The organism is Pseudomonas sp. TKO26 (genome assembly GCF_003225665.1).
GTDB lineage: Bacteria > Pseudomonadota > Gammaproteobacteria > Pseudomonadales > Pseudomonadaceae > Aquipseudomonas > Aquipseudomonas saponiphila.
On the sequence record NZ_QKLN01000042.1, the window covers coordinates 39582 to 52281 of the forward strand.

Here is a 12700-nt window from a genome sequence, read left to right on the forward strand (position 1 = left end):
GATCCGCCATGGCCGACGTCAATTCCAGCTCCGCCACCGCGCACCCCGCCGCGGCTCCACAGGCGCCGCGCAAGCGCCGCCTGCTGCGGCCCATGCTGATCATGCTGGGTGTGGTGCTGCTGATTGTCGCGGTGATCGGCGGGGTCAAGTTCGCGCAGATTTCCAAGCTGATCGCCCAGGCCAAGGTGCCTCTGCCACCCGCCGTGGTGACCGCGCTCAAGGCGCAATACGAAGACTGGCAACCGAGCCTCTCGGCCGTCGGCTCGATGAAGACCGTGCGCGGGGTGGATGTCACCACCGAGGTCGGCGGCATCGTGCGCAGCATCGGCTTCAAGCCCGGCCAGGAAGTGGCGGCGGGCGACCTGCTGGTGCAATTGAACGCCGACGCCGACATCGCCCAGTTGCGCGCGCTGGAGGCCACCGCCAACCTGGCCGGCACGGTGCTCAAGCGTGACAGGGCGCAGTTGGCGGTGAGCGCGGTGTCCCAGGCCCAGGTCGAAGCCGACGAGGCGGACCTCAAGGCCAAGCTCGCGGCCGCCGAGCAGCAGCGCGCGCTGGTGGCGAAAAAGAGCATCCGCGCGCCCTTCGCCGGCCGTATCGGCATCACCGGGATCAACCTCGGGCAGTACCTCAATCCCGGAGACAAGATCGCCAACCTGCAGACCTTCGACCCCATCTACATCGACTTCAACGTGCCCCAGACCCAGGTGCAGCAGATCGCCCTGGGCCAGAGCGTCACGGTCAGCGCCGACGGCCTGCCCAAGCAGCGCTTCAGCGGTCGGGTCAGCTCCATCGACACCCAGTTCGACCCCAATACCCGCAACGTCACGGTGGAAGCCACCATCGACAACCCCAAGCGCAGCCTGGTGCCGGGCATGTTCGCCCGGGCCGTGGTCGCCTCCGGCGGCACCCAGCGCTACCTGACCCTGCCGCAGACCTCGGTCACCTACAACCCTTATGGCACCACGGTGTTCGTCGCCACCCAGAAGAACAACGAGCAAGGCGAGGCGCTGTTCACCGCGCAGCAGACCTTTATCGAAACCGGCCCGACCCGGGGCGACCAGGTGGCGGTGCTGTCCGGCGTCAAGGAAGGCGACCTGGTGATCACCAGCGGCCAGATGAAGCTCAAGAACGGTTCGCCGGTGAAGATCGTCGACCGCGACGCGCCCTTGAACGATCCCTCCCCGACGCCACAAGAACACTAGGGCCCGGCCATGAATTTCACCGACACCTTCATCAAGCGCCCGGTCTGGGCCGTGGTGGTTTCGCTGTTCATCCTGATCCTGGGCCTGCGCTCGATCTTCGAGCTGCCGGTCAACCAGTGGCCGCGCACGGAAAACACCGTGGTGACCATCAGCACCTACTACTACGGCGCGGATGCGGCGACGGTGGCCGGCTTCATCACCCAGCCCCTGGAAGCGGCCATCGCCCAAGCCCAGGGCATCGACTACCTGTCCTCCTCCAGCATCACCGGGCTGTCCACCATCACCGCGACCCTGCGCCTGAACTATGACTCGAGCAAGGCGCTGACCGAGATCAACACCCAGGTCAACTCGGTGAAGAACCAGCTGCCGGCCCAGGCCCAGGAACCGGTGCTGACGGTGGCCGTCGGCCAGACCACCGACGCCATGTACCTGGGCTTCTACAGCGACACCCTGGCCACCAACAACATCACCGATTACCTGGTGCGGGTGGTCAAGCCCAAGCTCGACTCCCTGGAAGGCGTGCAGACCGCGGAGATTCTCGGCGGCCGCCAGTTCGCCCTGCGCGCCTGGCTCGATCCCGACAAGCTGGCGGCCCACAACGTCACCGCCCAGGACGTGGCCAGCGCCCTGGCCAACAACAACTACCTGTCCGCCGTGGGCTCGACCAAGGGCCAGATGATCACCGTGGACCTCACCGCCGGCACCGACCTGCACACGGTGGACGAATTCAAGCGCCTGGTGGTCAAGCACAACGGCGACGCCCTGGTGCACCTGGAGGACCTGGGCAACGTCACCCTGGGCGCCGAGAGCTACAACAGCAGCGTGGCCTTCTCCGGCAAGCGCTCGGTGTTCATCGGCATCAAGGCGGCGCCGACCGCCAACATCCTCAATGTCGCCGAGAACGTGCGCAAAGCCTTTCCCGACCTGCAATCGCAACTGCCCGCCGGGGTGCGCGGCGAGATCGTCTACGACTCCACGGCCTTCATCAACACCTCGATCTACGAGGTGGTGAAGACCCTGGTGGAAGCCATGATCATCGTCTCGGTGGTGATCTACCTGTTCCTCGGCTCGTTCCGCGCGGTGATCGTGCCCCTGGTGGCGATCCCGCTGTCGCTGGTGGGCACCTTTTTCGTCATGTACCTGCTGGGCTACTCGATCAACCTGCTGACCCTGCTGGCCCTGGTGCTGGCTATCGGCCTGGTGGTCGACGACGCGATCATCGTGGTGGAGAACGTCGACCGGCACATCAAGGAAGAAGGCCGCGGCGTGCTGGACGCGGCGTTGCTCGGGGCCCGTGAACTGGGTGGCCCGATCCTCGCCATGACCGTGGTGCTGATCGCCGCCTACGTGCCCATCGGCCTGCGCAGCGGCCTGACCGGGGCGCTGTTCAAGGAGTTCTGTTTTTCCCTGGCCGGCGCGGTAACGGTGTCGGCGGTGATCGCCCTGACCCTGTCGCCGATGATGACTTCGCGGCTGTTCAAGGACGGCCAGGAAGAAGGCCGTTTCGCCAAGCGCCTGGACCGTTACTTCGACTGGCTGCGAGGACGCTACCATCGGGTGCTGGCGGCCGGGCTGGATAGCTGGCCGGTGCTGGTGACCTTCGGCTTCCTGCTGTTCCTGCTGGTGGCCGCCAGCGGCATGACCGCCAAGAGCGAGCTGTCGCCCACCGAGGACCAGGGGCTGGTGTTCATGCAGATCAAGGGCGCGCCCACCGCGTCGCCGCAGCAGATGGAGCGGATTGCCGACCAGGCGTTCCAGATCGCCAACAAGGAGCCCGAATACCTGCAGATGTTCCAGCTCACCGGACTGCCGTCGCTGAACCAGGGGCTGGGCGGGGTGCTGCTCAAGTCCTGGGAAGACCGCAGCCGCACCCAGGCGCAGTTGATCCTCGACCTGCAGCAGAAGTGGAACCAGGTGCCCGGCGCCGCCATCGCCGCCTTCCCCCTGCCGTCACTGCCAGGGGCCCAGGGCCTGCCGGTGCAGTTCGTGATCAGCACCACCGAATCGGTGGCCAACCTCAACGAAGTGGCCCAGGCAGTGCTCGCCGAAGCCACCAGGCAGAAGCTGTTCTGGTTCTCCGACCTCGACCTCAAGCTCGACAAGCCCCAGGCCAAGCTGGTGGTGGACCGGGAAAAGATCGCCGCCCTGGGCATGACCCAGGCCGACGTCGGCGCCGCGCTGTCGGCGGCCCTGGGGGGCAACTACGTGAACTACTTCTCCACTGCCGGGCGCTCCTACCGGGTGATCCCGCAGGTGCTGCAGGTGGACCGCCTGAACCCGCAGCAGATCCTCGACTACTACATCCGCACCCCGTCAGGAAGCATGATCCCGGCCAGCACCGTGGCGCATATCGAGACCTCCACGGAACCGGAGTCGATCAACCACTTCCAGCAACTCAACTCGGCCACCCTGTCCGGCGTCAGTGGCCTGTCCCAGGGCGAGCTGCTGGCCAAGCTCAAGGGCATCCTCGAACAGGTGGCGCCCTCGGGCTATTCCACCGACTACGCTGGCGAGTCGCGGCAGTTCATCCAGGAATCCGGAGGCTTCGTCGGCTTGCTACTGTTCTCGATCCTGATCGTCTACCTGGCCCTGGCGTTCCAGTTCGAGAGCTACCGCGACCCGGTGGTGATCCTGTTCTCGGTGCCGCCGGCGCTGTTCGGCGCCCTGGCCTTCATCACCATGGGCTTTGCCTCGATCAACGTGTACACCCAGGTCGGGCTAGTGACCCTGCTGGGGCTGATCACCAAGCACGGCATCCTCATCGTGCAGTTCGCCAACCAGTTGCAACTGGCCGGATACAGCAAGCGCGAAGCCATCGAAGAGGCGGCGGCGGTACGCCTGCGGCCGATCCTGATGACCACCGCGGCCATGGTCCTGGGGGTGGTGCCGCTGGTCTGGGCGTCCGGCGCCGGGGCGGCGGGCCGCCACGACATGGGCCTGGTGATCTTCGCCGGGCTGTCCATCGGCACCCTGCTGACCCTGTTCATGGTGCCGGCCATGTACCTGTTCATTGGCACCACTCACTCTGCGGCCACCAGTACGGCACCAGGCCCGATAGCAGTCGAGGAAGGCGCGCCCGGGGCCTGAGCCGGCCCCCCGAGGTGGCTGCTGCCTTTTTCCGAGCCCCGAGCCACATCGCAAAATGCCCAGCCTGACGAGCTCGACTCAAGAACAAGAGGCCTGTCGCAAGCTCCAGCAGCTGCGCCACGTTGCCCAAAGCGGCAAGCGCTGCCGGGCCCCGCCGCGCCAGGCATGGCGCTATTCCTGCCGGACCTTGCCCAAGCGCAGGTTGCGCGCCAGGCTGCTGGTCAGCACCGTTCCTTGCTCGGCAAAGCTGAGCACCCCCAGCTCCCCGGCGCTGAAGCGCTCCGCGGTCAGTGGCTGCATCGGGTAGGTGTGCGGGCCGATACGCACGTAGAGCTTGCCTTGCCGGGCATAGACCTTGAGCTGCCCGGGACTGGTTTTCAGGGCATAGAGACCGACGTAGGGACGGATGTCCGTGGGCTTCCAGGCCGGGGCCAGGGCATAACTCGAAGCCGGGTTGTTGGCCACGATCCGCCCTGGCCCAGCCGCCGCCAGGTAGATCGGCGTGCCGTCGTTGTCTGCCGCCAGCACCCGGTCGCTGTGCCGGAGCAGCGGCAGAACATCAGGGAAGCTCTCCAGGGCCCAACCCTCGCCGCTGCGTTGCAGCTGGAATTGACGGCCCGATGCGTCCAGGTAGCTGCCGGCCACCAGGGTTTCCAGGGCCGCCTTGGGCACCGCCCTGATGCTCGGCGGCGGCGCTGGAATGTCCCCTTGCGCGGGAGCGCCGGGCGAGCCCAGCAAGGTATCCAGCAATTGACGAGCGCGCTCCGACGCCTGGCCATCCTTCAGGTTGCACAACACCGCGGTGGCAACATCCAGCTTGGGATACCAGGCCACGTCGGTGCTGAAACCGGCCCAACTGCCACCGTGGGACAGCTCTTGCAGGCCGCGATAGCTGCGGTTGGCCAGGCCCATGCCGTAGTAGCCCGGGTCGCCGTCGTTGAAGGGCGCGGTCTGGCGCATCTGCTTGACCAATGCCTGGCCTCCGATCCGCCCGGTGGACAGGTTGCGCAACCACCGCATGAGGTCCGCCACGTTGCTGTGCACCTGGCCGTCGCCAGTCTGTTCCCAGCGCGCATCCACCGCCACGAGGGGCTTGCCCTGCTCGTCCAACTCATAGCCCTGCGCCAGGTTCGGCAGCTGCACCGGGTACTGGTCGACGATGCTTGAGTGCTGCATGCCCAGGGGCTGGAAGATGTTGGCCTGCGAATAGTGCTTGAGCGGCTGGCCGCTGACCCGCTCGACGATGCTCGACAGCAGCAGGTAACCGCTGTTGCTGTAGCTGTATTCGCTGCCGGGCGGAAACATCAGGCTGTCCTGGCGCGCCAGCAGGTCCAGCGCCTGTTGCTGGGTGAAGCGCTGGGTCAGGGGGATCCCCGCCAGCTCGGCCAGCAGCATGTAGTCCTGCAACCCTGAAGTGTGGTGCAGCAGATGAGCGATCTTGATGCCCTGGGCATAGGCCGGCAGCTCGGGCAAAAAACGCCGGATCGGATCATCCAGGCTGAGGCGCCCCTGGGCCTCAAGCTGGAGGATCGCGAAAGCGGTGAACTGCTTGGACACCGAAGCCAGGTTGAACAAGGTGTCGGCCTGGATCGCCGTGCCGGTCGCCAGGTTGCCGACGCCATAACCCGCGCTCCAGATCAACTTGCCGCCGCGCATCACCCCGGCAGCGCAACCGGGCTGGTCGGCCGCAATATCCTCGAACACCTTGTGGAACGCCGGAAGCGCGCCGGCACTGGCCAGGGGCAAGGCCCCCAGGGTCGAGATCAGCAAGCAGGTCAGCAGTGCGCGCATGTGGTTCTTCCTTCAGTCGCGTCGGTCCCGAGTGCTCCGGCGGAGCAGGCAGCAGTATCCCCAGCGCCGGCGTTGCAATCTGTGGCGCTCTGGTGATTTTCTGTGAACAAAGGTGCAGGGATGTAAAGCGCGCCCGGATCTGTCGCAAAGGCCCGGTGACAGCCCGCCGACCGACCTGGACTGGCCGGGGTACTTCATCAGGGATGACGTCAAGTCGCTGGACACCGGCAGCGGGAGTCAGATGGGAGTGAGCGACGGCCAGGTATCGGACCGCAGCAAGCGCCGCAACCCCGCCTCGAATGCACCGTCCAGCCCTGCCCCGGCCTCGCCGGCCAGAGCCAGCGCCAGGGCGTGGCCGTGGCTGTAGTCCACCAGCAGGTCGAACAGCACCGGATCGGCGTCGAAGGCCTGCACTTCCTGGCGCAGGCGCTGGCTGAAGGCTGCCAGGGAACCGGCGAACAACCGCGGATCGCCGAGGATGCACAAGGTCAGCGCCGGGTGGCGACGAACCCGGGCCATGTACGCGCCCAACAGCGCCTGGATCCGTTGCCCCGGCAGCAACGACGGCGCCGGCTCGGGCAATGGCTCTGCGTGCACCCGCTCCACCAGCAGGCGCATCAGGTTGTACTGATCGCCGACGTGGTAGGCCACCGACATCGGCGTGATCCCCAGTTGCCGCGCCAGGGCCCGGCCGCCGAAGCCCTGGGGTCCCAACGCCTCCAGCAGCGCCAGGCCGGCGTCGAGAACCTGTTCCAGGCTCAGCTCGCGACCCGCCGCCGGCCGGCCGCTGCGCTTGGGGTGCTCAGTCATGGGCGGCCTCGCGCTCGACCCGATAACGAGTGCTGACCAGCCCGTCGGGATAGCGCCGGGAGTCGATGCAGCTCAGGCGCAGGTCCTGCGCCAGGGCGCCAAACAGTGGCCGGCCAGTGCCGATCAGCACCGGCACCCGGGTCAGGGTCATTTCATCGATCAGGCCGGCCTGGAGAAAGGCCTGGATCAGCTTGCCGCCGTCGACATAGGCGCTCTTCCAGCCCTCGGCCCGCAACTGCGCGACCAGTGCCACAGGCTGCGCGGCACTGATACGGACCTTGCCCTCCAGGCGCTGTGGCACATCCTGCTGGCCAAGGGTGCGGCTGAGCACCACCACCGGTTTGGTGAAAGGCCAGGGGGTGAAACCCAGCACGCTGTCGTAGGTGGCGCGGCCCATGACAATCCCGTCCACCGTATCCATGAAGGCGGCGTAGCCATAGTCCTCGGCGGATTCGCCGCTGGGCAGCCAGTCGATGGCGCCATCGTCGCGAGCGATGAAACCGTCCACCGAGGTGGCGATGAATACCTTGCCGAATGCCATGGGCGTTGCCTCCTGAGGGCTTAAACATACAGCGTATGATAAACCGCTGTCGGCGCCGCCGGACATCCCTGCTCAAGCTCCCGGCCGTCAACCGCCCTCGGCGTAGGCCGCCAGCCCCTGCACCAGCGCGGCAAAGGTCACCGCGCAACGCGGGCTGTCTCGCAGGTCTTCGTGCATGGCCACCCAGGTTTCCAGACGCGGTGCAAACTCCGCGGCCAGGACCCGCACCAGCCGCGGGTCGGCGCTGGCCAGCCGGACCTGGCAGGCACCAATGCCGAACCCCGCGCGCAGCGCCGCCAGTTGCGCCAGATCGCTGTCGCTGCGCAGGGCAAAACGACCGCGGGAGAGCAGCGGGTACTGCTGTTGCATGCGGCGGATAAAGGCGCTTTCCCGGTCGAAGCCGATCAGCGCATGCCCCTCCAGCTGCTCCTGGGTCTGCGGCGTGCCCTCACGCGCCAGATAATCGCGATGGGCATGCAGACCCAGTTCGATCTCCCCGACACGGCGCACCAGCAGCGCTTCCTGGGTCGGGCGAAACATCCGCACCGCGATGTCCGCCTCGCGCTGCAGCAAGTCCTCGGCACGGTTGGACAGCACCAGCTCGACCACCAGCTGGGGATGCTGCTGGCGCAAGCGGGCAAGCATCGGCGGCAATACCTCGACACCGATGACTTCGCTGGCCGAAATCCGCACACAGCCCTGCACGCCCTGCCCGTGGCTGCTGGCCACCCGGCGCAAAGCCGCCTCTCCCGCCGCCAGCTGCAGCAGGTAAGGCTTGAGCTCCAACGCCGCTTCGGTGGCGGCGTAACCATCGAAGGAGCGGATGAACAGCTTCAGGCCCAGGGCGGCTTCAAGCTGATCGATATGTCGGCCGACCGTGGGCTGGGTCAGGCCCATGGCACGGCCGGCAGCGGAAAGCGAACCGGTTTCCAGCACCGCGAGAAAGCTGCGGTACCAATCCCAGTGAGGAGTGCTGTCTGTCTGGGTATGCATTTTTTTATAGAGACCATCAAGGAACAGGCAATTTTCATTTAGCCGAGGATTTTGCACCCTGCAAGCACTCGTCAACCAGAAGGAACCTCAGCATGCCAAAAATCGCTCTGTTTGGTGCCGTCGGCGCCATCGGTCAAAGTATCGCCAGCAGCCTGCGCAGTCAGGGCCAGGCCTATCGAGTGGTGGGCCGCGATGCTGCCAGCCTGCAACAGGCGTTCGGCGCCGACCCGCTGGCCGAATGCGTGACCTGGAATCCCGACCACAGCGCCAGCATCGAAGCCGCAGCCGCCGGCATCGACACCCTGATCTATCTGGTGGGGGTCAACTACTGGCAGTTCGAACTGCACCCGCAACTGATGCGCAAGACCCTGGACGGGGCGATCGCCGCCGGGGTACGCAAGATCCTGCTGATCGGCACCGTCTACCCCTACGGCCCGGCCCAGAGCAATCCAGTGACCGAAGATCACCCGCGCCGGCCCAACAGCTACAAGGGGCGCATGCGCATGGCGCAGGAACAGGTGCTGTGGCAGGCCCACGCTGCGGGAAAAATCCAGGCCACGGTGCTGCGCCTGCCGGACTTCTACGGACCCGGGGTCGACAAGAGCCTGCTGCACAGCGCGTTTCAAGCCGCGCTCCAGGGCGGCACCGCGAACCTGGTGGGGCCCCTCGATCGCCCCCACGAATTCGTCTTCGTGCCCGACGTCGGCCCGGTGGTGTGCCGCTTGCTCGAACAGCCCGCCGCGTTCGGCAAGACCTGGCACCTGGGCGGCGCCGGCGTCACCAGCCAGCGTGAGCTGCTGGACCTGATCCGCCAGCATGGCGCCGTGCCCTTCAAGCAACGGGTGATCGGCAAGACCCTGCTGCGCCTGCTGGGACTGTTCGACCCGTTGCTGCGGGAGATGGTGGAGATGCACTACCTGCTCAGCTCGCCGCTGATCCTCGACGATTCGGCCTTGCAACGCTTGCTCGGGCCGATCGTCAAGACCTGCTATGCCGAAGGCGTGCGCCAGACATTGGCCGCGGCGATGCATGCACCTCAGAAGCTCAAGCGATAACCCAGGTTGGCGGCCCACGGCCGGTCGATGTTCGAGCCCTCACTGGTCTCAAGCTCGGCATACAGCTGGTGGCGGCGGCTCAGCTCGGCGTTGATGCCGACGCCAGCGTACCAGCCGCCACCGCTGCCATCGGGGCGACTGGCGATGCCGTTGGTGCGGACCTTGTTTTGCGCCGACAGGTCCTCGACCCAGCCAGCCTTGAGGTAAGGCTGCAAACCCGTGCCATCGTCCAGTTGCAGGTAGCGCCCGGCCCGGACACCGCTGCGGATCTGGGTCGACAGGCCTTCGCCGGGCTGCACCTGCAGGCCGTTGTCCAGGCGGTAGTTGTCGGAGCGCGCATAGAGCATGGAGACCTGCGCCTGAGGCTCGACGAACCAGCGGTTGCCCAGGTCGATCTGCTTGCCGGCTTCCACCGACAGGCCGGCACCCTTGCTGCGTGAATGCCCGGCAACCTTGGCGCCGTCGGTGCCCCGCACATCCAGGCGGGTGGACCAGCGGTTGAGGGTCAACAGGGTATCGGTGTACCAGCCCGAATCATCCAGGTAGGTGGCGTAGCCGCCCACATGGTAACTGTCGAGCTTGCCACTGCCCTCGTGCTTGAAGTCGCGGTCGGTCTGGCTGTAGCCGGCCAATGCACCCAGCACCAGGGCACCACCGGCGGTGTCGATCCGCGTATCCATTCCCAACTGAGTGCCCTGCACACGCTGGGAGAAATCGCGGCCGACGCCATTGTCCAGCGACTGCTGCTGGCCGAACCCGCGTATCCACAGCCCTTGGCGATCCGCCCCCTGGCGCAGGTCGCCCAGGCGCTGTACCAAGGTTGCGCGCTCGGCGTCCCAGGTGGCTCGCAAGCTGGCGATGGCGCTGCTGTTGACCGCCGCGCTGGCGCCGGTGGAAAGGTTGTCCGGTCCCGGCGCCGGTTGGGTACGGCCGACGTTCACCAGGTTCCAGTTGCCCGAGCCGTCGGCCTGCAAGCCGTAGCGGTAGGTGCCGGCATCCACCACGCCGTCACGGTTGGCCAGGCTGAACGCCCCCGGGCCACCCGCGCTTTGCACCAGGGTCAGGCTTTGCCCTTCGGCCCCTGGCTCACTGCCGGAGTTGCGTACCAGGATGTCGTTGTTGCCGGTGACCTGGCCACCGACGATCAACCGGTCACCCTGCTCCCGGCCCAGGTCGGTGTTCATGATGTAGTGGCCGTTGCCTTCGAGGTCGCCACTGACCTGCAACTGCTTGAAGGCCCCCGCCAGGCCGGGATCGGCGAACTCCACCACGCCGTTATTGCTCAGGCGAGTGAGCTGGGAGTCGCCACGCAGGGTCCAGGCACTGCTGTCGTCCAGGCTCAACCGAGTGTCCCGGCTGCCGCCCCTGATCGCCCCGTCCAGGCTGGAATGGTCGGCCAGGGACAGTTGCAGGCTGCCGCCGTCCACCTGCACGTCACCCACCAACTGCGACCTGACAGCCTCCAGTTGCACGGCGCCGGCCAGCACCCCGTCGGCGCGGTCGGTGATCCACAAGGCGGTGCCCGGCTCGCCAGCGCTGCGCCCCGTCAGGCTGCTGTCGGTGAAGCGCGTGCTCAGGCCGCCACCGTTGACCAGGATGCCGGCGCCGTTCTGGGTCTGGATATGGCTGGACGTGACCTCGACGTTGTTCACCACCCCGGCGCCAGTGGCGTAACTGACAATGCCGTTGGCGTCGGTTCCGCTGGTTGCCAGGGTCGCCCCCTGCAAGCGGGTGGTGGCATTGTTGCTGATGGCCAGGCCGTGGGCCTGCGCGCCCGAGGTCTGCACATCGCTGTCGAGCAGTTGCACGCTGGCGCCACGGCCCGAGGCGAACAGGCCATAGCCCAGATCACCGTGGGTGACGATGCGGCTGTTGCTCAGGCTGATCTTGGCACCCGACATCCGTGCCAATGCCCCTACGGCGCCACGCCCACTGGTTTCGATCAATACGCGGCTGACGTTGAACTCCGCGCCAGGGCTGTTTGAAGTATCCGGAGAGGCGTACAGCCCATGGGCGCTGTTGCCCTGGGTGATGATCGAGCCGCCGTCCATGCTGAACACACCGCCACGGTTGTCGATGGCCACGGCCTGAGTGCCGCTGGTTTGCAGAATGCTGTTCTTGACGTCCACCCGGGTGTTGCTGCCCGGCATCCAGATCGCCGAGCCATAGTCGCCCAGGGTGGTGACCTGAACGCTATCCAGGTCGGCGCTGGCCTGGTCGGCGTTGACGTTGATGCCGTTGCCGTTCTGCGAGGTGATCTGGCTGTGGCTGATCACCGCCGTGCCGCCTGAATTTGGGTATTGGCGGCTCAAGGTGATGCCATCGCCCTTGGCATTGATGGTGCCGTTACGAAAGGTCAGGGAACCACTATCCACACCTACGCCGCGCCCATTACTGGCAGTGATGTTGACGCCATTGGCGCTGATCGAAGAACCCACGCCTTCAGCAGACACCGCCATGTAGGCTCCCTGATTGTCGATGTCAACCTGATCCAGCTCAATCACCGCACCATTCTGGGCCTGCACTGTCGTGGAAAATCCGCTCCCTGTGCTGTTCAGGGTCAAGTTAGAGGCCTTGATCCCCGAACCCTTGCCGTTGGCGGATAACGCCGAGGCAGAGCTGCCCGAGGTGCTGATGGAGCCCCCAGACAACTCGGCCTGGCCACCGGCGGAAACCACTACACCGTGGCTTTGGCCACCACTGGTGGTGATCTGCACATCGTTCAGGGTCAATTGGCTGCCGGCGCCGGTGACCTGGGCCCCGGTGGCGAAATCCGAGCCGCCAGTGCTGATGGTCACGCCGCTCAGTTCGGCCTTGCCGCCGGCGTCCACCTGCACGCCCACCACCGAGTTGCTCGGGCCTCCCGCGGTGGCGTGGATCTCGTATCCGCTGCCCTGCAACTGATTTTGCGAACCACTGACGCGTACTGCCGGGCCGCTACCAACGTGGTCGACGCGCACGTCATCCAGGGTCAGGGATTCACCTTCGGGCGAGGACAAGTCGATTTTTTCATAATCAGCAGCGGTTGCAGACTGAGCAACAAGTGTCATCAATGACAGCGCGGAACTGACCGCGAGACTGACGGTTTTTTTAACCAGAACCATAACTTCCAAGCCTTTGCGTTAGAGCACAAGAGGCAGAAATGGTCGAGTCAACAGGCAAACTAACAAATGAGAATCTTCTTAAACCGCCGGCATTAAGAATATTCTGAAGATTGG

The 12700-nt window shown here is 65.9% G+C and carries 8 protein-coding genes; 3 read left to right on the forward strand and 5 right to left on the reverse strand.

Annotated features, from left to right (window positions below; translation table 11 throughout):
* The first annotated feature begins 8 nt into the window (after positions 1-8).
* Positions 9-1205 carry an efflux RND transporter periplasmic adaptor subunit gene (locus DNK59_RS30420; RefSeq protein ID WP_110725704.1) on the forward strand — a complete coding sequence of 399 codons (1197 nt, stop codon included), beginning with the start codon at positions 9-11 and terminating at the stop codon, positions 1203-1205.
* A 9-nt stretch (positions 1206-1214) separates the two neighbouring features.
* Entirely contained in the window at positions 1215-4292 is a 3078-nt protein-coding gene (locus DNK59_RS30425) for an efflux RND transporter permease subunit (protein WP_110725705.1), read from the forward strand.
* A 171-nt stretch (positions 4293-4463) separates the two neighbouring features.
* Here the strand turns inward: DNK59_RS30425 and DNK59_RS30430 are convergent, their stop codons facing one another.
* The 4 genes from DNK59_RS30430 to DNK59_RS30445 all read right to left on the reverse strand — a co-directional run bounded on the left by DNK59_RS30430 (position 4464) and on the right by DNK59_RS30445 (position 8427).
* Positions 4464-6083 (reverse strand): serine hydrolase, encoded by a 1620-nt coding sequence (locus tag DNK59_RS30430; RefSeq protein ID WP_110725706.1) that lies wholly within the window; start codon positions 6081-6083, stop codon positions 4464-4466.
* A 237-nt stretch (positions 6084-6320) separates the two neighbouring features.
* Positions 6321-6893: a TetR/AcrR family transcriptional regulator gene (locus DNK59_RS30435; protein ID WP_110725707.1), complete on the reverse strand. Its 573-nt coding sequence runs from the start codon at positions 6891-6893 to the stop codon at positions 6321-6323.
* On the reverse strand, positions 6886-7434 hold the full coding sequence (locus tag DNK59_RS30440) for a dihydrofolate reductase family protein (protein ID WP_110725708.1): 549 nt from the start codon (positions 7432-7434) through the stop codon (positions 6886-6888). The genes DNK59_RS30435 and DNK59_RS30440 overlap by 8 nt, the downstream gene beginning before the upstream one ends.
* Positions 7435-7521: 87 nt before the next feature.
* A complete protein-coding gene (locus tag DNK59_RS30445) occupies positions 7522-8427 on the reverse strand; it encodes a LysR family transcriptional regulator (protein ID WP_092313787.1) in 906 nt (301 codons plus the stop codon).
* Between the two features lie 92 nt (positions 8428-8519).
* On the opposite strand from DNK59_RS30445, the gene DNK59_RS30450 reads away from it, so the two are divergent.
* Complete coding sequence (locus DNK59_RS30450) at positions 8520-9482, forward strand: SDR family oxidoreductase (protein WP_110725709.1); 963 nt, start codon at positions 8520-8522, stop codon at positions 9480-9482.
* On the opposite strand, the gene DNK59_RS30455 is transcribed toward DNK59_RS30450, so the two are convergent.
* The gene (locus DNK59_RS30455; RefSeq protein ID WP_110725710.1) at positions 9464-12481 is read right to left on the reverse strand and encodes an autotransporter outer membrane beta-barrel domain-containing protein; all 3018 of its coding nucleotides are present in this window, start codon (positions 12479-12481) and stop codon (positions 9464-9466) included. The genes DNK59_RS30450 and DNK59_RS30455 overlap by 19 nt on opposite strands.
* Between the last annotated feature and the right edge of the window lie 219 nt (positions 12482-12700).